We start from the raw sequence: 22,721 nt of genomic DNA, 5'->3' as shown, positions 1-22,721 counted from the left end.
TCGGGCATCGTCGGGAAAAGACCCTGGACCGCGACATGTTTCCCTTCCGAGATCACAACCCCTCTGAACGCACGCCCTATATCACTTACACCCTGATCTTCATCAATCTGGTGATGTTCGTGCTGACCATGCCCTGGCTGATCGGGATGACCGCCCTGTGGGACCAGCTTGCGCTTTATCCCGTGGCAGTTGTGAACGGCTATAACCTGTGGGGATTGCTGACGCATATGTTCCTGCATGCGGGCATCCTGCATATCGCCGGGAATATGCTGTTTCTTTGGGTCTTTGGTGACAATCTGGAAGACCAGATGGGCCATGCGGGCTTCCTGATCTTCTATCTGGGCTGCGGCCTTGCGGCGGCAGCGGCGCAGATCGCCGCCAACCCGGCCGAAGGAATTCCGATGGTCGGTGCATCGGGTGCGATTGCCGGCGTGATGGGCGGCTATCTGCTGTTGTTTCCCAAGGCGCGGGTCGATGTGCTGGCAATCATCATCATCTTCATCAAGGTTTTCACGATCCCCGCTTGGGTCATGCTGGGGGTCTGGTTCGTTCTGCAGATCTTCGGAGGCTTTTCGCTGATGGGCGGCGACAGCGTCGCCTATTGGGCACATGCAGGCGGGTTCATCGCCGGGGTGCTGCTGACCGTACCGGTATTCCTGCGGCGCGGCGGCACGACATATTGGAGCCGAACCCACGGCCACCCACCGCATCCGGCAACCGAATACACCAGATCGCGCATTCCACAGGTCCGCAGATGACACTGCCAGCGATCCAGACCCCGCACCGCCTGACCTGCCATTGTGGCGCGGTAGAGCTTGCCGTGACACTGTCCGACGGGCTGAACACCAAGCGCCGCTGCGACTGTTCCTTCTGCCGCCGGCGCGGCGCGGTTGCCGTCACCGCCCCGCTGGATGGCATCCGCATCGTGAAGGGAGGGGACGCGCTCAGCCTGTATCAGTTCAACACCGGCACGGCGAAACACTATTTCTGCAGGCATTGCGGGATCTATACCCATCACCAGCGCAGGTCGAACCCAAACGAATACGGCGTCAATGCCGGCGCGCTGGAAGGCTTGAATCCCCGCGATCTGGACCCGGTGCCCTGGTCAGACGGGGTCAGCCACCCCTCGGATCGCTAGAACGGCTGCGTCAGGCGGTGCGCAGCCCTGCCATCGCGTAATTCACCGACAGGTCGCGATCCGACAGCGACCAGCCCCAACTGATCGGGTTGAACACCATGCCCTGCCGGTCCGCGACCCGAAGCCCGGCGGATTGCATCATTTCGGCCAGCTCGTCGGGCGTGATGAAACGCTGCCACTCATGCGTGCCTTTCGGCAGCCAGCGCATGACCCATTCTGCCCCGATGATCGCCGCCCCGAAGCTGCGCATGGTGCGGTTCAGGGTCGACATGACCAGAAGCCCGCCGGGCTGCAGCAGGTCGTGACAGCTTTGCACAAATCCCGGCGGGTCGGCGACATGTTCGACGATTTCCATCGCCAGAACCACATCAAAGCGTTCGCCCGCGGCAAGCAGATCTTCGGCGGCTTCGGCGCGGTAGTCGATCTTGAGATCCACCTGATCGGCATGGATGCGGGCGACCTCGATATTGCGGGCGGCCGCATCCGCGCCCACAACGCTGGCCCCCAGCCGCGCCATCGGCTCGGACAGAAGCCCCCCGCCGCAGCCGATATCCAGCAGACGCAGGCCTTCAAACGGACGCGGCGATTCCAGATCGCGCCCGAACTCGGCGGCGATTTGCGTCGTGATATAGCCCAGACGAACCGGGTTCATCATATGCAGCGGCTTGAACTTCCCTTTCGGGTCCCACCATTCGGCGGCCATTGCCTCAAACTTGGCAATCTCTGACGGATCTCGGCTGTCGGTCATGGTCGGTCCTTTCGCGCCCCTCACGCGGCGTATATAGGGAAAACATGGATCGGACAGCAGCGCAAATCGGCGCATCCCGCCTTTATCCGCATATAGAGCCCTTTGATCGCTGCAAGATCGAGGTCGGCGACGGCCATGTTCTTTATGTCGAACAGTCCGGGAACCCCGATGGGGTGCCGGTGGTCGTCCTGCATGGCGGACCGGGCGGCGGGTGCAGTCCCTATATGCGGCGCTTCTTTGATCCGGCGCATTACCGCGCCGTCCTGTTCGATCAGCGCGGCTGCGGGCTGTCGACACCGCATGCAAGCGTCCAGGCGAATACGACGCAGCACCTTGTCGCCGACATCCGGGCGATCCGTGAAACGCTCGGCATCGAAAGCTGGATCGTATTCGGGGGAAGCTGGGGGGCGACGCTGGCGCTCGCCTATGCCCAGACCCACCCGTCAGAGGTCATGTCACTGGTGCTGCGCGGTGTGTTTCTGGCGACGCAGGCAGAGCTGGACTGGTTCTATGGCGGCGGCGCATCGCGGTTCTGGCCGGAACGCTGGCAGGATTTCTGCGCGCCGATCCCGGAGGAAGAGCGCGGCAACCTGATCGCCGCCTACCACCGCCGCCTGTTTTCGGGAAATGAAGCAGAGGAGCGCAGCCTCGCCCGGCACTGGATCATGTGGGAGAACGGGCTTGCCGGGATGGACATCGCCAGCCCCGGCGCAGCTTCGCCGCAATATGCGCGGGCATTCGCGCGGCTGGAGTGCCATTATTTCAGCAATAACTGCTTCCTCTCCGAGGGTCAGCTTCTGCACGAGCGGCACCGGATCGAACATATCCCGACCCGGATCGTGCAGGGCCGCTATGACATGGTCTGCCCCCCCATCGGAGCGTGGACGCTGGCGCAGGACTGGGCAAACTGCTTTCTGCACATGGTTCCGGCGTCCGGCCACGCGCTGAGCGAGCCGCGCATCGCAGCGGAACTGGTTTCGATCATGGACGAATTGAAGGGGCAGGCGGCATGATGGCCTTTTATTTCCTTTGCTTCCTGTCGGCATCGGCCGCGGCTGCCGCGACCGGAAGCGCGTTTCTGCCGGGCACCTGGTATCAGTCGCTTGAAAAGCCGTCATGGACGCCGCCGAAGAAGGCGTTCCCCATTGTCTGGACGGTGCTTTACGTCGCCTCGGCCATTGCGGCAACGCGGATCGCGCTCAGCACGAATCCAGCGCCCGGACTCGCGCTGTGGTCAACGCAGATCGCGCTGAATACGCTTTGGACACCGATCTTCTTCGGGGCAAAGCGGATGGGCATGGGCATGATTGTCATCGCCTGCCTTTGGCTGGTCATCGCCATTGCCACCGTCGTGTTCCTGCAGACGGACCTGATCGCGGGGCTGCTGATGATCCCTTATTTCGTCTGGATCGGCCTGGCGACTGCGCTGAACTGGCGCATCTGGCGCGACAACAACGATTCGGCTTGAATTCCCTTGGCTCCGGCGCTATATCGCCATCAACAGCGGTGCAGGCTTCCACCCCCTGCGCCACCGAAAGCATGACGGGCCGCTGTGGGCCCGTTTTTCATTTCCGGGGATGCTCATGTCCAACGACCTGATCGCCAAAACCGCCATCGACCGCCGACTTGCGGAAATTCTGATCCCTGTCATCGAGGATATGGGGTTCGAACTTGTGCGCCTGCGCCTGCAGGGCGGCAAGACGGCAACCTTGCAGATCATGGCCGACCGTCCCGAGGGCGGTATCAATGTAGATGACTGCGCCGAGATTTCGACCATGGTCAGCGCAACGCTGGACGTGGAAGACCCCATCGAAGACAAATACATGCTGGAAGTATCCAGCCCCGGCATTGATCGCCCGCTGACCCGGCTGAAGGATTTCGAGACGTTCGAAGGCTATGACGCCAAGCTGGAAACCAACCAGCCCATCGACGGCCGCAAGCGCTTCTCAGGCGTTCTGGCCGGGGTCGAGGGCGACGATGTCCTTATCAATATCGAGGTCGGGGCCGAGACCCAGACCATCGGGCTTAATTTCGACTGGCTGGCCGACGCCAAGCTGCTGCTGACCGACGAACTGATCGCCGAGATGCTGCGCCAGAAGAAGGAAGCCGGAATCGAGATCGACAATCTCGACGAATCCATGTTCGACGAAGTTCAAACCGAAGACGGCGACCGTGACGACGCCGCGATGAAGGAGTAAGTGATGGCAATCACCTCTGCCAACCAGCTGGAACTGCTGCAAACCGCCGAGGCGGTCGCACGCGAAAAGATGATCGAGCCCGAGCTGGTCATTGAAGCGATGGAAGACAGCCTCGCGCGCGCCGCCAAGTCGCGTTACGGCGCGGAAATGGATATCCGCGTCTCGATCGATCGCAAGACCGGCAACGCAACCTTTACCCGTGTGCGCACCGTCGTGGACGAGGAAGTGCTGGAAAACTATCAGGCCGAATTCACTGCCGCGCAGGCCAAGCCTTATTTCGAGGCACAGCGGGACGCGGCCAACTACTGGTCGCGTGAAGGTATCCGGATCGACGATTTCGCCGGTGGTCCGCAGGTGGGCGACGTGTTCCAGGAACAGGTCCCGCCTGTCGAGTTGGGCCGCATCGCCGCCCAGTCGGCCAAGCAGGTGATCCTGCAGAAGGTCCGCGAGGCCGAGCGTGACCGCCAGTATGAAGAATTCAAGGACCGTGCCGGCACCATCATCAACGGCATCGTCAAGCGCGAGGAATACGGCAATATCATCGTTGATGTCGGCCGTGGCGAGGCGATCCTGCGCCGCAACGAAAAGATCGGCCGCGAAAGCTATCGCCCGAACGACCGCATCCGCGCCTATGTGAAGGATGTGCGCCGCGAAACGCGTGGCCCGCAGATCTTCCTGTCGCGCACCGATCCGCAATTCATGGCGGAACTGTTCAAGATGGAAGTGCCGGAAATCTATGACGGCGTGATCGAGATCAAGGCCGTCGCCCGCGATCCGGGCAGCCGCGCCAAGATCGCCGTGATCTCCTATGACAACTCCATCGACCCGGTCGGGGCCTGCGTCGGGATGCGCGGCAGCCGCGTTCAGGCCGTTGTCGGCGAATTGCAGGGCGAAAAGATCGACATCATCCCGTGGTCGGAAGATCAGGCAACGTTCCTTGTGAACGCGCTGCAGCCTGCTGAAGTCAGCAAGGTTGTCGTTGACGAAGACGCGCCGCGGATTGAAGTGGTCGTTCCGGAAGAACAGCTTTCGCTGGCCATCGGCCGGCGCGGCCAGAACGTGCGTCTCGCCTCGCAGCTGACCGGGCTCGATATCGACATCCTGACCGAGGAAGAGGAATCGAAGCGCCGTCAGGCCGAGTTCAATGCCCGCACGAAGCTGTTCATGGACAACCTCGATCTGGACGAATTCTTCGCCCAGCTTCTGGTCGCGGAAGGCTTCACGAACCTTGAAGAGGTCGCCTATATCGACCAGGACGAGCTTCTGTCGATTGACGGCGTTGACGAAGACACCGCCAATGAACTGCAGGCCCGCGCCCGCGACGTGATCGAAGCCGCGAACCGCACCGCACTTGAAAATGCCCGCGGTCTGGGTGCCGAGGACAGCCTTATTGAATTCGAAGGCCTCACCCCCCAGATGGTTGAGGCTTTGGCCAAGGACGGCGTCAAGACGCTGGAAGACTTCGCAACCTGCGCCGATTGGGAACTGGCCGGTGGCTGGACGACCGTTGACGGGCAGCGCGTCAAGGACGAGGGCCTGCTTGAACCCTATGGCATCTCGCTGGAAACCGCACAGGACATGGTCATGACCGCCCGCGTGATGCTGGGCTGGGTCGACCCTGAGGAGCTGGCGCAAGGCGAAGACGTTGAAGACGTCGCCGAAACCGAGGAGGCCGGGGCCTGATGCCCCGGATCCGGCGGCATGACGCGAGGCGGGCGCGATAAGACGGAAGACGGCACGGAACGCCGTTGCCTTGTCACCGGCGAGGTGCAACCGAAAGCAGGTCTCATCCGTTTCGTGTTGGGCCCTGACGGCATTGTCGTGCCCGATCTGGCCGAAAAGCTGCCGGGCCGCGGCTTCTGGCTGACGGCGGACCGCGCGGTTATCGAGAAGGCGATTTCGAAGGGCACATTTTCGCGCGGGGCAAAAACGCAGGCCCAGGCGCCTGACGGGCTGGTGGAACTGATTGAAAGCGGGCTGGCAAAGCGCGTTGTCGAACTCGTTTCGCTCGCCCGGAAATCCGGCGATGCCGTCGCCGGTTTCGAAAAGGTCAAGGACTGGCTGGCGGCCGGTCGGGTTAAGGTTCTTCTGCAGGCCTCGGATGGGTCCGAACGCGGCAAGGGGAAACTTTGGACACCAGAAGGGGCACGCTGGTTCGGCTGCCTCACCGCTTCAGAATTGGGTTTGGCTTTCGGACGCGATCATGTCATACACAGCGCGCTTTCGAAGGGCGGACTCGCAGACAAGATCATCCGGGACGCTGGCAGGCTGAATGGCCTGCGAGGGCAATCGGCCATCCGGGCCGGGAAGGAATAAGACGCAGATGAGTGATACAGACGGCAAAAAACCCCTCGGCCTCGGCGGCAACCGCCCCGGTCAGGTAAAACAGAGCTTCAGCCACGGCCGCACCAAGAGTGTCGTGGTTGAAACCAAGCGCAAGCGCGTCGTGGTGCCCAAGCCGGGTGCTGCGGCCGACAAGGCGCGCCCGAACGGGACACCGGATAATGTAGCCAAGGCTGTCGCGTCTTCGTCCAAACGCCCTGCTGGCATCTCGGACGCGGAAATGGAGCGTCGTCTCAAGGCGTTGGCCGCTGCCAAGGCCCGCGAGGCCGAAGAAGCCGAAGCCCGCGCCGCCGAGGAAAAGGCACGCGAGGAAGAACGCGAGCGCCGCCGCGCCGAGGCGGAAGCCAAGGAGCGCGAGGACCGCGAGCGCGAAGAAGCGTTGAAGGCCAAGGAAGAAGAGGACGCCCGCAAGGCCGAAGAGGCCAAGCTGCGCGCCCAGAAGAAGGAAGAGGTCCGCAAGCCCGCCGCCAAGGATGCGGCGCCGGTCGATGCCGCCGCCGCACAGGCGGCCGCCTCGCGGGCCGAGACCAAGGGCGTGGCCTCTCGCCCCTCGCGCCCCGAGCGTGAGCAGCGCGACACCCGCACCGACGACCGCGATTCGCGCGGCAAGGGTGGCGAACGTGATGGTCGCCGCGCCGGCAAGCTTTCGGTGACGGCAGCGCTGGAAGGCGAAGGCGGGCGTCAGCGCAGCCTTGCCGCCATGAAGCGCAAACAGGAACGCGCCAAGCAAAAGGCGATGGGCGGTTCGGTTCGTGCTGAAAAGCAGGTGCGCGAAGTCCAGCTTCCCGAAACGATCGTGGTCAGCGAGCTCGCCAACCGGATGGCCGAACGCGCCGCCGACGTGGTCAAGTCGCTGATGAAGATGGGCATGATGGTGTCCATGAACCAGACGATTGACGCCGACACGGCCGAGCTCGTCATCGACGAATTCGGCCACAAGGCCGTGCGCGTCAGCGACGCGGATGTCGAACAGGTGATTCACACGGTCGAGGACAAGGTCGAAGATCTGGAAAACCGCCCGCCGATCATCACGATCATGGGCCATGTTGACCACGGTAAGACCTCGCTTCTGGATGCGATCCGTCACGCGAATGTCGTGTCGGGCGAGGCCGGCGGGATTACCCAGCATATCGGCGCCTATCAGGTGAAAACCGATAGCGGGGCTGTGCTGACCTTCCTCGACACGCCCGGCCACGCTGCCTTTACGTCGATGCGGGCGCGCGGCGCGAACGTCACCGACATCGTCGTGCTGGTCGTTGCCGCCGATGACGCGGTGATGCCGCAGACGATCGAGGCGATCAACCACGCCAAGGCCGCCGAGGTCCCGATGATCGTGGCGATCAACAAGGTCGACAAGCCCGACGCCGACCCGCAAAAGGTCCGGACCTCGCTGCTTCAGCACGAAGTCATCGTCGAGGAAATGTCCGGCGATGTGCAGGATGTCGAGGTTTCGGCCAAGACCGGGCAGGGTCTGGACAACCTGCTGGAAGCCATCGCGCTTCAGGCCGAGATCCTTGAACTGAAGGCCAATCCCGACCGCGCCGCGCAGGGCGCCGTGATCGAGGCGAAGCTTGATGTGGGTCGCGGTCCGGTCGCGACGGTTCTGGTGCAGAACGGCACACTGCGTCGCGGTGACATCTTCGTTGTCGGCGAACAGTGGGGCAAGGTCCGCGCCCTGATCGACGACAAGGGAGAGCGCGTTGACGAGGCCGGTCCTTCGGTTCCGGTCGAGGTTCTGGGCCTGAACGGCACGCCCGAAGCCGGCGACGTGCTGAACGTCGTCGAAACCGAAGCGCAGGCCCGCGAGATCGCCGAATACCGTCAGGAGGCCGCGAAAGACAAGCGCGCCGCTGCCGGTGCCGCGATCACGCTGGATCAGCTGATGGCCAAGGCCAAGGCGGATGAGAACGTGGCCGAGCTGCCGGTGGTCATGAAGGCCGACGTGCAGGGCTCTGCCGAGGCAATCGTTCAGGCGCTGGAAAAGGTCGGCAATGACGAGGTGCGCGTCCGCGTGCTGCATTACGGCGTCGGTGCGATCACCGAATCCGATATCGGTCTGGCCGAGGCTTCGGGCGCGCCGGTCATCGGCTTTAACGTCCGCGCCAACGCGCCTGCACGCAACGCCGCGAACCAGAAGGGCGTCGAGATCCGTTATTATTCGGTGATCTACGACCTCGTGGACGACATCAAGGCGGCGGCCTCGGGCTTGCTCTCAGCCGAAGTGCGCGAAAACTTCATCGGCTATGCCGAGATCCGCGAAGTCTTCAAGGTCACCGGCGTCGGCAAGGTTGCCGGCTGTCTGGTCACCGAAGGCGTGGCCCGTCGTTCCGCCGGCGTCCGCCTGCTGCGCGACAACGTGGTGATCCACGAAGGCACGCTGAAAACGCTGAAGCGCTTCAAGGACGAAGTGAAGGAAGTGCAGTCCGGTCAGGAATGCGGCATGGCGTTCGAAAACTACGACGACATCCGCCCTGGCGACGTCATCGAGATCTTCGAGCGTGAGGAAGTTGAACGGACGCTGTGAGCTGTCCGGTTTTGGAAATGGAACAGCCCGCCAGTTTGGCGGGCTGTTTGGTTTTGTGTATTCTCACCAATTGCGGCTTGGCGAATTTATCCAGTCAGAACAGCCATAATTCCACCACGCTCCATTTTTCTGCAGCCGGATAACCAAAACAGTGTCCGATGCATCAATTCGCGACTTCAGTTCATCTCTGATCGCTGGTGCAGGTTCGTTGGTGTCCAATAGCCAAACAGACTCCAAATCCTTGCAGTGATTAAACTGCTTTAGATATTGGTGGACCGGCTGGTAGTTTCGACCCGGCTTTCTCAAGTCATAGGTCACAAGATAGACTGCCATGGCAGACCCTCGCTCATTTTGCATGGGTCGCTTGACTTGCCGTTTCGCTGAGCGATACACTCAACTTGTATCTCACGGACGATCCGCAGCGACCCACAGGTTATGGTTGCGGAGTTTGGAGGACAGCGCCGTCGTGGCTGCAACCATGGCGGCGCGCCTGATTCTCCAAATGTCAATTATGGATAATGAAGCAGGCTGACCCTACGAGTCAACGTCTTCAACGATATATTGTATGGTCTGCAGCTTGGATCACAAACGCTGGTCATCAGCCTAGATCAATAAAACCGTGCTCACTAAGTCCGCGCCCCTATCCCCGCGCCGCCTCCAACGCCTCCCGCAATACCTCCATATCCCCAATATGGTTCATCAGCACCAAGATCAGCCGCGCATTCAGCGCGTCGGATTGGTCCTTTGTCAGCCCCTCATGCGCCTCCAGCAGCATTGCATAGGCGTCGTCGGGGGAGGACAGGTTCGGTTGCAGGTTCAGGCTCATGGCGTGTTTCCTGTGGCGCGGGCGATGGCTTCGCGGATGGCGCGGGCGTCGAAGGCGGGCCAGCGAGCGGCGATGTGCTGGTCGGGGCGGATCAGGTAGATGCCGGTGCCGTAGCGCTCGGCCAGGGTTTCCGAGGGGGCGAGGGCGATCAGGTCGATGGGAATGTCGCCAGCCTCGACGGGTTTGGCGTCCGTGCCTATGGCCAGAACAGTGAAACGCCCACCAAGGCGGTCGAGCAGGAAGCCATCGGGCAGTTCGGCATCCGGGCAGGGGCTGCCGGGACGGGTGCGGGCGGGTGCCTCTGGCATGGCGTCCGCCGTGTTCAGCGCCGATCCGTCATAGGTGCAGGGGACCGACAGCCGGCCGGAATTCACGAAGGGGCGGGCGAAGGCGTGGCGTTCGGACAGATGCAGGGCGGCATCGCGGAAGATGCGGCTGATTTCCGACTTTGGCGTGATGAAATCGGTTGAGCGGGTGGAGTTGAGGATGTTTTCCTCGGCCCCGTAAAGCCGTTCGGCATCATAGCTGTCGAGCAGGGTTTCGGGCGCACTGCCGTCCAGCACCAGTTTCAGCTTCCAGCACAGGTTGTCGGCGTCCTGGATGCCGCTGTTCGCGCCGCGCGCGCCGAAGGGGCTGACCTGATGGGCGCTGTCGCCCGCGAAGATCACACGGCCATGCCGGAAACGCTCCATCCTCCGGCATTGGAAGGTGTAGACGCTGACCCATTCCAGCGCGAATTCGACATCCTCGCCCAGCATCGCCTTGATGCGGGGGATGACGTTTTCCGGGCGCTTTTCGACCTCTTTGTCGATGTCCCAGCCCAGTTGCAGGTCGATCCGCCAGACCCCATCGGGCTGTTTGTGCAGCAAAGCAGACTGGCCCGGGTTGAAGGGCGGGTCGAACCAGAACCAGCGCTCGGTCGGGAAATCTGCCTGCATGGTCACGTCGGCGATCAGGAAATTATCTTCGAACACGCGGCCGACGAAATCGAGGCCCAGCATCTTGCGCGTGGGCGACCCCGCGCCGTCGCAGGCGATCAGCCAGTCGGCCTCCAGTTCATATGGGCCTTCGGGCGTGTCGATTTCCACCGTCGCATGGTCCTCATGCTGGCCGATGGCGGAAACGCGGGACTTGCCGCGCAGCTGGATCGGCGCGCCCTGCCCCTGCAAGTCGCGCAAGCGGTCCAGCAGCATCTGTTCGACGTAATATTGCTGAAGGTTGATGAAGGCGGGGCGGCGGTGGCCCCCTTCAGGCAGCAGGTTGAAGTCATAGACCTGCCTTTCGCCCATGAAAACCTTGCCGACATTCCAGACCACGCCCTTGTCGACCATCTGTTGCCCGCAGCCGAGGCGATCGAAAATCTCCAGCGGGCGCTTGGCGAAACAGATGGCACGGCTGCCGGTCGATACGCGGTCGTTGTCGTCAAGCAGCACGACCGGCACGCCGTGCAGGCCCAGGTCGATGGCCGTGGCCAGCCCGACCGGCCCGGCACCCACCACGATGACCGGATGACGCACGGGCGCAGACGCATCCTGATCGGGATGGCGCTGGTAAGGATAAAGCTGCTGGTCGAAGATCTTCGCGTCTGCCATGGGCCTCCCCTCCCTGACCGGCGTTAGCCTTGCAGCATGTCCCACATCTGCTTGTCACGCTCGGCAGTCCAGATGCGCGGGGTGTCGATGCCGAGCGCTTCGTCATAGGCGCGGGCGACGTTGAAGGGCAGGCAATGTTCATAGATCGCGTAATCGCCGAATTTCGGGTCGCATTCGGCGCGCACGGCGTCCCATGCCTGTTTCAGCGTGCCGCCACCGCGCGCCACACGGGCTGCGGGCAGATAGGTCGAGCGCACGAAATCGGCGGTATTATCAAGCGCCGCGTTCACCATGTCGCGCCCGACAAGCGCGTCACCGCGGCCCGGCGCGATTGCGTCCAGATCGAAGGCGCGGATCGCTTCCAGCGTCGCTGGCCAATCGGCGAAATGACCATCGCCGCAATAGCAGGCGCTATGGTATTCGACGATATCCCCCGTAAACATGACATTCGCGTCAGGCACATAGGCCACGATATCGCCCGCCGTATGGGCGCGACCCAGATGCATCAGATCAACCCGGCGATTGCCCAGATAGACGGTCATTCGGTCGCTGAAAGTCTCGGTCGGCCAGGTCAGGCCGGGGATCTCCTCATGCCCCTGAAACAAGCGCGGGAAGCGCTGAAACTCGCTGTCCCAGTCCTCCTGCCCGCGCTCCACGACCATGGCGCGGGCCTTCTCGCCCATGATTACCGTCGGCGCACCGTAAGCCGAGGCACCGAGCACCCGAACCGCGTGATAATGCGTCATCACCAGATGGCTGATCGGCTTGTCCGTGACCTCACGAACCTTCTCGATCACCTTGCGGGCCAGCCGCGGCGTCGCCTGCGCCTCGACGATCATCACCGATTCGTCGCCGATGATGACACCGGTATTCGGATCGCCTTCGGCCGTGAAGGCCCACAGACCCTCGCCAACCTCCGTAAAGCTGATCTTCTTTTCCGCCATGTCGCCGGCAGAGGCGAATTGCTTGGACATCCCTTACTCCTTCGCGGGTAGCACGGTCCCCGTGCAGTCGCCGAAGCCGACGCGGTAGCCGTCGCCCTGCGCATAACCGTTCAGCGTGATCGTATCTCCGTCCTGAATGAAAGTCCGCTCTTCATCGCCGATTTTCACGGGTTTCTTGCCACCTTCGGTCATTTCCAGCAGCGCACCGGTCGAATCGGGCGTTGGGCCGGAAATTGTGCCGGAACCCAGCAGATCGCCGACCCGCATCGGGCAGCCGGATGACGCGTGATGCGCCAGTTGCTGGGCCGAGGAGTAGTACATGACGTTGTAATTCGTGCGGCTAAGCACTTCGCCGTTCAAGCTCCACGACAGGTTGATGTCATAAAGACCGGGACGGGATTCGTGCAGGTAAGGCAGCAGTGGGTTCTGGCGTTCGGCGCCCTTGCTGCGGAAGGGCTCCAGCGCGGCCTGTGTCACGACCCACGGGCTAATCGTGGTCGCGAAGGCCTTGGCCTGAAACGGACCAAGCGGCTGGTATTCCCAGGCCTGAATATCGCGCGCCGACCAGTCGTTCAGCAGGACATAACCGAAGATCATCTGTTCGGCCTGATCGACGCTGACGCGGTCCCCCATATCTGAGGTTGCGCCGACGATTGCCCCTATCTCCAGCTCCAGATCCAGGCGCTTGCTGGCCGACCAGATCGGGCCGTCATCGCCTTTCAACTGGCCCATCGGGCGGATCACATCGGTGCCCGACACGACAACGGAAGACGCGCGGCCGTTATAACCGATTGGCATATGCGTCCATTGCGCCGGCAAAGCGTTTTCCGGGCCGCGGAACAGGACGCCGACGTTGAAGGCGTGGTTTCGGGAAGCATAAAAGTCCGTATATTCGGTGACACGGATCGGAAGATGCAACGTCGCCTCGGACATTGCGACGGTCGGCACATTCTCGTCGCCATCCTGCGCCAGAAGCGCTGTCAGAACACTGCGGATCTCTTCCCATTTGACGCGTCCCAGCGCGATGAAATCGTTGAGATGGGGGGCAGAGAATGTCCCGGCAGCATCCAGATAACCCTGCGCCTCGCAAGCGGCCAGATCGACGATGCGGTCGCCAATGGCTACGCCGCAGCGGCGCGTATCACCGCCGACTGAAAACACGCCATAGGGCAGATTCTGAATCGGAAAATCGCAATCCGGCGCGTTTGCTGCCTCGATCCAGCTTTTCAACGACATGTCAGCCTCCCATATAAGTTGCAAACGCAACTAACATAGCGCACCTGATCTGGCAAGTGCTCAGTCGTCGCGATCCTTTGTAAGATCGCGGAGAATCGCCGCGAGTTCTGTCGTCCGGGCCTTTCCAAGACGATCTATCAGGGTGTCAGAAAAGCGTTTTGCATGTGCGGTAAGGTCCGCATGAACCTGCCTGCCCTGATCGGTCAGGGAAAGATGCTCTGCCCGGCGGTCGATGGTGGAAGGCGCGCGGCGCAGCAAGCCCCGCTCTTCCAGCGCCGCAACCGCGCGCGATACCTTCGATTTTTCGAGATGAGAGCGAACGCATATATCGCTGGCAGTCAGCGCCCCATCGCTGCCGAGATGCGCCATGATCCGCCATTGCGCACGGGTCATGCCATAAGCTTCGCGATAATGGGCCGAAAACGCGCGGCTCGTCGATTCTGCGGCGTTGTTCAGAAGATAGGGCAAGAAATCATCCAGCCTGAAATCGGTCATTTTTGTCCTGTCGCTGGCAACGAGAGTCCTGCAACTGTCGCATATGCAACCGCCACTTGCCAATGCGCCCGAAACGCGCAAATCAATCAGAATGAACGGCTTCGTTTCATTCATTTCCTCTGGCCCCGGCGATCCAGAGCTTCTGACCCTGCGGGCCGCGGATCGGCTCTCGCAGGCTGATGTGGTGCTGTATGACGACCTGTCCTCGGGCCCGATCCTTGCGCTGGCCGTGCAGGCGCAGCTGATTCCTGTCGGCAAACGCGCCGGACGGCCAAGCGCTAAGCAGGACGCCGTGAATGCGCTGATCCTGAAGCATGCGCAGGCGGGGCAGCGCGTGGTGCGGCTGAAATCCGGCGATGCGGGCATGTTCGGGCGGTTGGAGGAGGAGCTGGCAGCCGTGCGCGGGGCCGGCATTCCGTTTGAAGTCGTACCGGGCGTGTCATCCGTGAACGCGGCGGCAGCAGCGGCAGGGCTGCCGCTGACCCGCCGCCTCACCGCGCGCCGGGTTCAGTATCTGACCGGGGCTGACGTAACCGGCAAGCTGCCGCAGGATCTGAACTGGGCGGCACTTGCCGATCCGAAATCCGTCACGGTGATTTTCATGGGGCAGCGCAGCTTCCCGGACATGGCGGCGGGTCTGATCGCCCACGGCCTGCCTGCCGAAACCCCTGCCCTGATCGCCGCAGCGATTAGCCAGCCAGGCCAGCGCATTCGGCGCGGCACGGTCGCCGAACTGGCCGAAACGCTGCGCCGCGAAGGCCCAAGCGCTGCGCCGGCGCTGATCTTCTATGGCCCGCTCGCCGAAATCAGCGATGAAGCGGTCGAGGTATTAGGCGGCTAGAACGGCCTTCGCATCGGCATATTCGCGGGCAAGCTGGTCGATATATGCTGCAGCAGGCTGGACCTTGTGGATCGCGCCGATCCCCTGCCCGGCACCCCAGATCGCGCTCCATGCCTTGGGTTTCGATGCGCCCTGGCTGAAATTCATAGAAGACGCATCGGCATGTTCAAGATCGTCCGGGTCCAGTCCGGCATTGCGGATTGATGGTTTCAGGTAATTTCCGTGAACGCCTGTGAACAACGATGAATAAACGATATCCTCGGCCCCGGAATTCACGATCATGTCCTTGTATTCTGGGACTGCATTGGCTTCCTCGGTCGCGATGAAGGGGCTGCCGATATAGCCCAGATCGGCCCCCATGGCCTGCGCCGCCAGCACGGCGCGACCCGTGGCGATGGACCCCGACAGCGCAATCGGGCCGTCGAACCACGTGCGAATTTCCTGAATCAGCGCGAAGGGCGACTGCATCCCTGCGTGACCGCCCGCGCCCGCCGCAACCGCGATCAGACCGTCGGCGCCCTTTTCAATCGCCTTCTTCGCGAAGGTGTTGTTGATGATGTCGTGCATCACGACGCCGCCGACAGAATGCGCCGCCTCGTTCACCTCGGGCCGGGCGCCAAGCGAGGTGATCCACAGCGGCACCTTGTGCTTCACGCAGATCTCGATGTCACGTTCCAGCCGCACATTCGAACGATGCACGATCTGGTTAACCGCAAAAGGGGCTGCCGGATTGTCGGGATTGGCCTGATTGTGGCGATCGAGTTCTTCGGTGATGCGGGTCAGCCATGCTTCAAGCTGAACCGGCTCGCCATCTTTCTCCCGCGCGTTCAGGGCCGGAAAACTGCCAACGATCCCGGCCTTGCATTGCGCAATCACCAGATCCGGGTTCGAGACGATGAACATCGGCGAGGCGATGACGGGAATGCGCAGGTTTGAAAGAATGGGCGGCAGCGACATGACGGACAACTCCTCCTGAAGATATTGCCCGTTATCATTGCGTTGGCCCCGAAAAGGGCAAGCGTTACGTCGCGGAGCCAACCTTGCCTTCTTGGGCGGATCAAGCCTGACGGCCAAGCCGCGTCAGATAGGACGGCGCGACCTCGGACGAACGCTTCCAAAGCTCCCACGGCTGGCGGCGGGCAAGATCAGCGTCGATCTCGACCTCGTCAAAACCCGACCGGCGCGCCATCGGGAACTGATCGGCGATGACGTGGCCATGCGCGCGCAGACGCCCCTTGTATCCCGCCATGCGCAGACGCCGCGCGATGGTGAAACCGCGCCCATCTGTGAAGCTGGGGAAAGCGATGCGGATCAGTTCCGCCTCGCGGAAATTCACATTCGCCTCGTCCAGATTGGTATCGCTTTCAAGATCGAGGATTTCGCCGGTGAAATCGTCAGCCGCAAAACCGCTGTCGCGGACAATGACCGGCTGGCCATCCACGGGTTCGAAAGCAGCGGTTTCGGCTTCGGCTGGCTCTGCCTCGGCGGGCTGAATACGTTGTAGCTTACCGTTCACGAAATGAATCCCACATTCAGTCTTCTGTTGCCCGCGCCAGCGGCCTGCGCGCGGGTCCTCACCCTCCTGGACCGGGCTTGTGCAGGGTGCACAGCCGATAGAGGGATAGCCCTGCGACACAAGCGGGTGGCGCGGCAGATTGTTGTTCACGATATAGTCGGCGACATCCTGTGCCGTCCAGTGCGCCAGCGGATTGATCTTGATGCGCGGACCGGCCGGGTCCTCTTCGAAAAAGTCGATGTCAGCGCGGCTGGCGGCCTGAAAGCGTTTGCGCCCGGTGATCCAGCTGTCAAAGCCCTGAAGCGCCTTGTTCAGCGGCACCGTCTTGCGCAGATCGCAGCAGGCGTCGGGATTTGTCTGGTTCAAATCGCCGTCCGGGTCCGCTGCCGCAATCGCGGCAGGCGTGGCACGGATGATGCGCACATCGGTCAGGCCCAGCTTGGCCGCGACCTCTTGCTGATACGCCAACGTCTCGGGGAACAGCATCTGCGTGTCCACGAACAGGACCGGCGTGTCGCGATCGACAAGCGCGATCATGTGCAGCAGCGCGACAGAATCGGCCCCGAACGAAGATACCATCGCCACACGCCCCAGTTCCGGGTCACGCAACGCGTCGCGCAGCACGCGGATCGCGGCGTGATGACGATAGCGGTCGTTCAGCGCGGCAATGCGCGCCGGACGTGTCGGGATCGTGACGACCTGTGCCATTACGCGGCCGCCTTTTCAGGATAAAGCGCTGCCTTGAACGGCTCTGGCCCCAGTCGGCGATAGGCCTGAAGGAACGTTTCCGATGCGTCCTCGCGAACGTCAAGATAGCCATAGACCAGGCGCTCGATGGCCGGGATGATCTCATCCTTCGAAAAGCCGGGGCCCGCACGCTCGCCCACCGACATGGTTTCGGTGCCGTCGCCGCCAAGCGTGACCTGATAGTTTTCGACGCCGGCGCGGTCCAGGCCAAGGATGCCGATATGGCCGACATGGTGGTGCCCGCAGGCATTGATGCAGCCGGAAATCTTGATCTTCAGTTCGCCGATTTCATGTTCCAGCTTCAGCTCGTCGAAGCGCGTCGCGATCTGCTGGGCAATCGGGATCGACCGCGCCGTCGCCAGCGCGCAATAATCCAGCCCCGGGCAAGCGATGATGTCCGAGATCAGGCCGAGATTGGCCGTCCCCAGATCAGCCTCGCGCAGCGCGGCGTGAAGCGCGGCAAGGTCAGCCTTGTGAATGTGCGGCAGCACGACGTTCTGTTCGTGACTGATGCGCAGATCGCCCTGCCCGAACCGTTCGGCAAGATCGGCGAGCACGCGCATCTGGTCAAAGGTCGCATCACCCGGCGTTGCACCATGCTTTTTCAGCGACACGGTGACGATCGCATAATCGGCATGCTTGTGCGCATGCAGGTTCGTATCGGCCCAGGACCGGAAAATTGGGTCCGCCTCGCGCGCCGCGTCGTAATCGGCAGTGCTGCGGCCGCTCACCAGCGTCGGCTGCCCGAACCGCGCGGCGATCTGGTCAAGGATCGTCTGATCGGTGCCGTCGAATTTAGGGCGGATCTCGGCAAAACGCTCATCCACCAGTTCCCGGATATGGTCGATGCCAAGTTCCTGCACGGCGATCTTCAGGCGCGCCTTGTACTTGTTGTCGCGTCGCCCGACAGAGTTATAGGCCGACAGGATCGCCTCCAGATAGGGCAGCAGATCAGCCACCGGGACGAATTCGTTGATGACCTTGCCGACCAGCGGCGTGCGGCCAAGCCCACCACCGACAGAGACTTCGAACCCGCTTTCCCCGTCCTTTTCGACCATGCGCAGGCCGATGTCATGCGACTTGACGACCGCGCGGTCATTCGGGCTGCCCGACACCGCGATCTTGAACTTGCGCGGCAGGAACTGGAATTCCGGGTGATCGGTCGACCACTGGCGGATCAACTCGGCATAGGGGCGCGGATCGGCAATTTCATCCGCGGCTGCCCCGGCGAAGTGGTCAGCCGTGACATTGCGGATCGTGTTGCCCGATGTCTGGATCGCATGCATGCCGACTTCTGCCAGTGCATCAAGCATATCCGGGATGTCGACCAGCTTGGGCCAGTTGAACTGGATATTCTGGCGGGTCGTGAAATGGCCGTAGCCCTTGTCCCAGCGGTCAGCGATCACGGCAAGCTGACGCATCTGGTCCGGGCTGATCGTGCCATAGGGGATCGCGATGCGCAGCATATAGGCGTGCAGCTGCAGATAGACGCCGTTCATCAGGCGCAGCGGGCGAAATTCGTCTTCGGTCAGCGCGCCAGAGATGCGGCGCTGCACCTGATCGCGGAAACGCTGTGCGCGATCAACGACGAAGGCGCGGTCAAATTCGGTGTGATGATACATTACGCTTCCTCTGCCTGCTTGCCGTGGAAGTAATTCGAAGGCCCGTGGGCCCGAAACGCCTCACGGGGGTGGCCGGGTTCAGGGCCGTCGGGCCCGGCCTTGGCCGGCGCCAGAAACACGCCCACCGCCCGATCGGACAGCGCAAGCGCGTGGGCCATGCGATGCTTGGCCTTTTCTTCGTCGGTAATCAGCTCTGCCTGACGCAGATGGGGAACCCATTCATCCTTGCCGGTAAGATAGATGACACGACCATCGAACAGGTCGTTGGCTGAAATGACGACTGGCTCAAATGCGCGGGCCATGGCGAATCTCCGGTTTTGTTGGGGGTAATATGGGATATTTTTCCACAAACATGCTAGTATCTGTGCGAAATAAGGAATACTGTTCCCCTGACGCCGCCAGAGAGGACAAAACACCGTCATGGACGACCTCAGCGAAAAGAAACTCCGCATCGATGCGCTCGACCGGAAAATCCTGACCGAGTTGCAGGAAGATGCGAGCCAGTCCCTGGACGATATCGCCCGCAAGATCGGCTCGTCCAAGACCCCGGTCTGGAACCGCATCCGCAAGCTGAAAGATGCGGGCGTCATCACGAAGCAGACCGTGATCCTCGACCCCGATGCGGTCGGCCTGGGCACCTGCTTCTTCGTGCTGATCCGCACCAGCGAACACGAGGCCGGCTGGCAGCAGAAGTTTCTGAACGCCCTGCAATCGCGGCCCGAGGTTCTGGAGGCGCACCGCCTGGCAGGAGAGATCGACTATATCGTCAAGCTGCGCGTTTCCGACGCACGCGCCTATGACGCATTCTATCAGGCGCTGATCGCAGAGGTTAAGATCTTCAACGTCACCGCGCTTCTGTCGATGGAAGAACTGAAATCGACGACCTTCCTTCCCGTTTAGGCACAGGGTGGGCCGCGCACTGGACAGACGGGCGGCATGGGGGTCTAATTCCGTCCATAGACCGCCCTGTAGCACGGAGATTTCCCGACAATGCCACCAGCCGCGCCCGAATTCACCGTCGGCAGCCTGCGCGGGACCATCCGCTTGCGTGTAGAGGCAGACGGAAGACTATGAAGCGTCGCGCTGTCACGCCGGAGACAGGTTTATGACCATGATACATTGGGTTCAAGCGGGCACTGACGCACTTTTCGGCTTGCAGCGGCTCATTCGCAAGCAAGGTAAGGATGTCCGCGTCTGGACCCGTGACGGCATCTCGTTGGACGGGATCAGCGCGGACATCCAGCAGCCCTATGACCATGACAGGCTTTCCGACGCGGTGCAGCCCGGCGATGTGATCGTCGCCCCACGCCCGACCGAGATTGCCATTGCACGTCTGGCGATGGATCGCGGCGCGAATATGGCGGTCGGCTGGCATGTCTCGGACAATCTGCGCGCGGCAGTCGCCGGGGCGGCAGAACGGGGTCTGGTTGTCATGGCCGAGGCTGGAATGGTGCCGGGGATCGAACACCTCATGGCGCGCGATCTGGTGAACGAATATCGCCACGACGCACGGCCCGGCGATGTGCTGCATTTCACATGCTATGGCGGCGGCATGCCGAAGTACCCCGACAATTTCCGCCATAAATTCAACACTTCGCCATTGTCGCTGCTGAACGCCCTTGCGACGCCGACAAGCTGGATCGGCGATGGCGAGGTCCGGCACGCAGACTTCCCCTTCGATGTGATCCGCAGCCATGACCTGAACCTGCCGACGCCGGAACGTCATCAGGTCTATCCGCATTATGACGTAGCGCCCTATCTTCAGGCCTATGGTTTCGATCCCGATTGGCAGATCGCCACGGCGCAGCGCGGCGCGATCCGGCTGAAGGGCTGGGATCAGGGCTGGGCGGAAGTCTTCGCCCATATCCGGGAAACCGGAAAAGATCAGAAAGCGCTGCGCGAACTTGCCGAAGTGCTGTGGAAACAGCATCCCTTCATGCGCGACGAGGCTGATCGGGCGGTTCTGTCCGTGTCGCTCAGGGCCGAGGCGGAGGGAAAGACGCGCTGGCATCGGGAATGGGTGATGGACGCCGCGGGCGGCCGCAACGGTTTCGCGCGGTTCCGCCTGAACTCGCTGATGCTTGCCCTGGGCGCAGAGGCGATTGTCGCAGGCCGGATATCACCCGGCCTGCATATCGGCGTCACCGACCCGGACCTGATCGCGAACTGGCTCGTCGAGGTGACGCATCAGGCGGGGCATTCGCGACGCATAAACCATACGCGCAATCCGTCAGAGCAAGCGTCGTGACGGTCTGGCAGAAAGGCGCACCGCATGGCATATGACGAAACCCTTGTCGTCCGGGTAAGACAAACACTGTCAGAGATGGGTGGCGCGGACGAGATCAGCATGATGGGCGGGCTCTGCTTCATGCGCGGCGGCAACATGGCGTGCGGCGTTTCCGGCGAACGGCTGATGGTGCGGCTGGGAAACGAGGCCGCTGCGAAAGCAGCAAAAGCCGAAGACGTCGCCCTGTTGCAGATCGGTGGCGGGCGCATTGCACGAGCTTTCGTGACAGTCGATCCGGCCAGCATCGCCGATCCGTCATCATTGGCCGCATGGGTCAGTCGCGGCGTCAATTTCGCCGACCGCCTGCCCCCGAAAAATCGCTAGCGGCGCAGATAGACGTAATAAGCCCCCGTTCCGCCATGGCGCAGATGCGCCGGCACGACCTGCTGCACGACGCGCGACAAGGGCGCGCTGTGCAGCCAATGCGGCACCTGATGGCGCAGGGCGCCGGGCCTGGTCGGCAGTGGTCCCTCATCCGCCGCGCGACTGCCCTTGCCGGTAATGACCAGAAGCAGCCGAAATCCGCGCGCATGACAGGACAGGATAAAGTTCGCCAGTTCCGGCCCAGCCTGCGCAAGCGTCATCCCGTGAAGATCCAGCCGCGCCTCTGGACGCAGCTTGCCGCGTGTCATCTGGCGGTGGGTTTTCTGGTCCATGCGCAGGGGATGCGTGGCAAGCGCCTCGGCAGGGCTGGGTGCGCGGCTGTAGCCGACGCTTGGCAGGCGCGCGGTATTTCCGGGCTTCGACAGGCCCGGCGGAAGCTCAAGACGCGGTTTGGGCGACGACGACTTTCGCGCAGCTGCTTCGGACGCTGCGGGCGAGGCATCCGGCGCGGACGGAATGGCAGCGCGGTGAAGGGGCGTGGTGGTGCGCGCGACGCGCGACCAAAGTTCGCGGTCCTCTGGTGTCAGGCCGCGGCGGCGGCCCATCAGACGCCGGTCGCGACAAGCCGCCAGTTCGGATCGTTCGAGCCCATCTTGCGTTCGAACGTCCAGCTGTCGCGCTGTTTGCGCGGCGATTTCGGATCACCCTCGATGACATTGCCATCGGCATCCTTCACGGCCGAGATCATCTCGCCGACAAACCGAACCGTCAGTTCTGCCTCGGCATTGTCGGGGTTGAAGCTTGCGGACGACAGCGCTGTCTCTCGGGTGCCAAGGAACTGCGCCTCGACCGTCTGGCCTGCTTCCTTTCTCGCCTTGATGACACCATCGAACGCCCCCGCGACTTCGGGCGACAGGAACGGTCTGACGCCTTCGATGTCACCGTTTTCGAAGGCGAGAAGGATCATCTCGTAGGCCTGCTTCGCACCCGACAGAAATTCCCCAAGCGAGAAGGACGGCTCGGCCTGCTTCATGGCTGCAAGGGCTGCGTAGGCGGGACTTGCTGCGTCGACGTGATCGGCAAGATCGTCGTCCGATTGGGGATTGCGCGTATCATCCTCGACCGCCTCGAAGTCGCGGGCGGGCCGTCGGTCTTCCTCGACCCGCGGGGATTCGAAGCCGTCGCGCGTTCCCAGAACCCCGCGAAGCCGCAGGATCAGAAACACCGCAATGGCGGCAAGAACGATAAGCTGAATCATCGGGTTCGACATCGACCATCCTTCGTCGCAGTCCATGACGGTTTGTTTTTCCGCCTTCCGACCCTATGTAGGGATGCAACGG

Annotated in this window: 25 protein-coding genes and 1 pseudogene; 12 read left to right on the top strand and 14 right to left on the bottom strand. The window is 62.3% G+C overall.

The window, feature by feature from the left end; genetic code table 11:
* The first annotated feature begins 35 nt into the window (after positions 1-35).
* Both FQV27_RS14690 and FQV27_RS14685 read left to right on the top strand, forming a co-directional pair.
* Positions 36-758 (top strand): rhomboid family intramembrane serine protease, encoded by a 723-nt coding sequence (locus FQV27_RS14690; protein ID WP_147099931.1) that lies wholly within the window; start codon positions 36-38, stop codon positions 756-758.
* Complete coding sequence (locus FQV27_RS14685; RefSeq protein WP_147099929.1) at positions 755-1,138, top strand: GFA family protein; 384 nt, start codon at positions 755-757, stop codon at positions 1,136-1,138. Before FQV27_RS14690 ends, FQV27_RS14685 begins: the two co-directional genes overlap by 4 nt.
* Positions 1,139-1,148: 10 nt before the next feature.
* Here FQV27_RS14685 and ubiG read toward each other — a convergent pair whose 3' ends face one another.
* Complete coding sequence (gene ubiG, locus FQV27_RS14680; protein ID WP_147099927.1) at positions 1,149-1,886, bottom strand: bifunctional 2-polyprenyl-6-hydroxyphenol methylase/3-demethylubiquinol 3-O-methyltransferase UbiG; 738 nt, start codon at positions 1,884-1,886, stop codon at positions 1,149-1,151.
* 44 nt (positions 1,887-1,930) lie between these two features.
* Between ubiG and pip the strand changes: the two genes are divergently transcribed.
* The 6 genes from pip (at position 1,931) to infB (ending at position 8,951) form a co-directional block, all read left to right on the top strand.
* Entirely contained in the window at positions 1,931-2,899 is a 969-nt protein-coding gene (gene pip / locus FQV27_RS14675) for a prolyl aminopeptidase (protein WP_147099925.1), read from the top strand.
* A complete protein-coding gene (gene tspO / locus FQV27_RS14670; protein WP_147099923.1) occupies positions 2,896-3,354 on the top strand; it encodes a tryptophan-rich sensory protein TspO in 459 nt (152 codons plus the stop codon). The genes pip and tspO overlap by 4 nt, the downstream gene beginning before the upstream one ends.
* Before the next feature lie 115 nt (positions 3,355-3,469).
* Positions 3,470-4,084, top strand: a complete 615-nt coding sequence (rimP, locus tag FQV27_RS14665) for a ribosome maturation factor RimP (protein ID WP_147099922.1) — start codon at positions 3,470-3,472, stop codon at positions 4,082-4,084.
* Between the two features lie 3 nt (positions 4,085-4,087).
* On the top strand, positions 4,088-5,767 hold the full coding sequence (nusA, locus tag FQV27_RS14660; protein ID WP_147099920.1) for a transcription termination factor NusA: 1,680 nt from the start codon (positions 4,088-4,090) through the stop codon (positions 5,765-5,767).
* 18 nt (positions 5,768-5,785) lie between these two features.
* A complete protein-coding gene (locus tag FQV27_RS14655) occupies positions 5,786-6,400 on the top strand; it encodes an RNA-binding protein (protein ID WP_147099917.1) in 615 nt (204 codons plus the stop codon).
* A gap of 7 nt (positions 6,401-6,407) precedes the next feature.
* On the top strand, positions 6,408-8,951 hold the full coding sequence (gene infB, locus FQV27_RS14650) for a translation initiation factor IF-2 (protein ID WP_147099915.1): 2,544 nt from the start codon (positions 6,408-6,410) through the stop codon (positions 8,949-8,951).
* Between the two features lie 63 nt (positions 8,952-9,014).
* Here infB and FQV27_RS14645 read toward each other — a convergent pair whose 3' ends face one another.
* From FQV27_RS14645 to FQV27_RS14620, 6 genes are all read right to left on the bottom strand, one after another.
* Entirely contained in the window at positions 9,015-9,284 is a 270-nt protein-coding gene (locus tag FQV27_RS14645) for a hypothetical protein (protein WP_147099913.1), read from the bottom strand.
* 307 nt (positions 9,285-9,591) lie between these two features.
* The gene (locus FQV27_RS14640; protein WP_147099911.1) at positions 9,592-9,777 is read right to left on the bottom strand and encodes a DUF2783 domain-containing protein; all 186 of its coding nucleotides are present in this window, start codon (positions 9,775-9,777) and stop codon (positions 9,592-9,594) included.
* Positions 9,774-11,369 carry an FAD-dependent oxidoreductase gene (locus tag FQV27_RS14635; RefSeq protein ID WP_147099909.1) on the bottom strand — a complete coding sequence of 532 codons (1,596 nt, stop codon included), beginning with the start codon at positions 11,367-11,369 and terminating at the stop codon, positions 9,774-9,776. The genes FQV27_RS14640 and FQV27_RS14635 overlap by 4 nt, the downstream gene beginning before the upstream one ends.
* 23 nt (positions 11,370-11,392) lie before the next feature.
* Positions 11,393-12,343 (bottom strand): MBL fold metallo-hydrolase, encoded by a 951-nt coding sequence (locus tag FQV27_RS14630; protein ID WP_147099907.1) that lies wholly within the window; start codon positions 12,341-12,343, stop codon positions 11,393-11,395.
* Between the two features lie 3 nt (positions 12,344-12,346).
* Entirely contained in the window at positions 12,347-13,549 is a 1,203-nt protein-coding gene (gene fahA, locus FQV27_RS14625) for a fumarylacetoacetase (RefSeq protein WP_147099905.1), read from the bottom strand.
* Between the two features lie 60 nt (positions 13,550-13,609).
* Positions 13,610-14,044, bottom strand: coding sequence for a MarR family winged helix-turn-helix transcriptional regulator (locus tag FQV27_RS14620; protein ID WP_147099903.1), 435 nt, complete (start codon positions 14,042-14,044; stop codon positions 13,610-13,612).
* Positions 14,045-14,135: 91 nt separating this feature from the next.
* Here FQV27_RS14620 and cobA point away from each other — a divergent pair, with 91 nt between their 5' ends.
* On the top strand, positions 14,136-14,885 hold the full coding sequence (cobA, locus tag FQV27_RS14615) for a uroporphyrinogen-III C-methyltransferase (RefSeq protein ID WP_147099901.1): 750 nt from the start codon (positions 14,136-14,138) through the stop codon (positions 14,883-14,885).
* Here the strand turns inward: cobA and FQV27_RS14610 are convergent.
* From FQV27_RS14610 to FQV27_RS14595, 5 genes and pseudogenes are all read right to left on the bottom strand, one after another.
* Complete coding sequence (locus FQV27_RS14610) at positions 14,874-15,842, bottom strand: NAD(P)H-dependent flavin oxidoreductase (protein ID WP_147099899.1); 969 nt, start codon at positions 15,840-15,842, stop codon at positions 14,874-14,876. The two genes, cobA and FQV27_RS14610, sit on opposite strands and share 12 nt — an antisense overlap.
* A 100-nt stretch (positions 15,843-15,942) precedes the next feature.
* Positions 15,943-16,326, bottom strand: coding sequence for a DUF934 domain-containing protein (locus FQV27_RS19035; protein WP_222611707.1), 384 nt, complete (start codon positions 16,324-16,326; stop codon positions 15,943-15,945).
* Between the two features lie 54 nt (positions 16,327-16,380).
* Positions 16,381-17,109, bottom strand: a pseudogene (locus FQV27_RS19030) (phosphoadenylyl-sulfate reductase); the annotation flags it as partial.
* The gene (locus tag FQV27_RS14600; RefSeq protein WP_147099896.1) at positions 17,109-18,770 is read right to left on the bottom strand and encodes a nitrite/sulfite reductase; all 1,662 of its coding nucleotides are present in this window, start codon (positions 18,768-18,770) and stop codon (positions 17,109-17,111) included. The pseudogene FQV27_RS19030 and the gene FQV27_RS14600, both read right to left, overlap by 1 nt.
* A complete protein-coding gene (locus FQV27_RS14595; protein WP_147099894.1) occupies positions 18,770-19,072 on the bottom strand; it encodes a DUF2849 domain-containing protein in 303 nt (100 codons plus the stop codon). Before FQV27_RS14595 ends, FQV27_RS14600 begins: the two co-directional genes overlap by 1 nt.
* Positions 19,073-19,190: 118 nt before the next feature.
* Between FQV27_RS14595 and FQV27_RS14590 the strand changes: the two genes are divergently transcribed.
* The 3 genes from FQV27_RS14590 to FQV27_RS14580 all read left to right on the top strand — a co-directional run bounded on the left by FQV27_RS14590 (position 19,191) and on the right by FQV27_RS14580 (position 21,381).
* Entirely contained in the window at positions 19,191-19,670 is a 480-nt protein-coding gene (locus FQV27_RS14590; RefSeq protein WP_147099892.1) for an Lrp/AsnC family transcriptional regulator, read from the top strand.
* A 205-nt stretch (positions 19,671-19,875) separates the two neighbouring features.
* Positions 19,876-21,018: a saccharopine dehydrogenase C-terminal domain-containing protein gene (locus FQV27_RS14585; protein ID WP_147099890.1), complete on the top strand. Its 1,143-nt coding sequence runs from the start codon at positions 19,876-19,878 to the stop codon at positions 21,016-21,018.
* A 24-nt stretch (positions 21,019-21,042) separates the two neighbouring features.
* Complete coding sequence (locus tag FQV27_RS14580) at positions 21,043-21,381, top strand: TfoX/Sxy family protein (protein WP_147099877.1); 339 nt, start codon at positions 21,043-21,045, stop codon at positions 21,379-21,381.
* Here FQV27_RS14580 and FQV27_RS14575 read toward each other — a convergent pair.
* Positions 21,378-21,986: a Smr/MutS family protein gene (locus FQV27_RS14575; RefSeq protein WP_147099875.1), complete on the bottom strand. Its 609-nt coding sequence runs from the start codon at positions 21,984-21,986 to the stop codon at positions 21,378-21,380. The genes FQV27_RS14580 and FQV27_RS14575 overlap by 4 nt on opposite strands.
* Positions 21,986-22,651: a Tim44/TimA family putative adaptor protein gene (locus FQV27_RS14570; protein ID WP_147099872.1), complete on the bottom strand. Its 666-nt coding sequence runs from the start codon at positions 22,649-22,651 to the stop codon at positions 21,986-21,988. Before FQV27_RS14570 ends, FQV27_RS14575 begins: the two co-directional genes overlap by 1 nt.
* Between the last annotated feature and the right edge of the window lie 70 nt (positions 22,652-22,721).

It is taken from the genome of Paracoccus aurantiacus, assembly GCF_007993065.1.
Lineage (GTDB): Bacteria > Pseudomonadota > Alphaproteobacteria > Rhodobacterales > Rhodobacteraceae > Paracoccus > Paracoccus aurantiacus.
The sequence above is the reverse complement of the archived record's forward strand: the minus strand, read 5'-3'. Positions and strand labels throughout refer to the sequence as shown.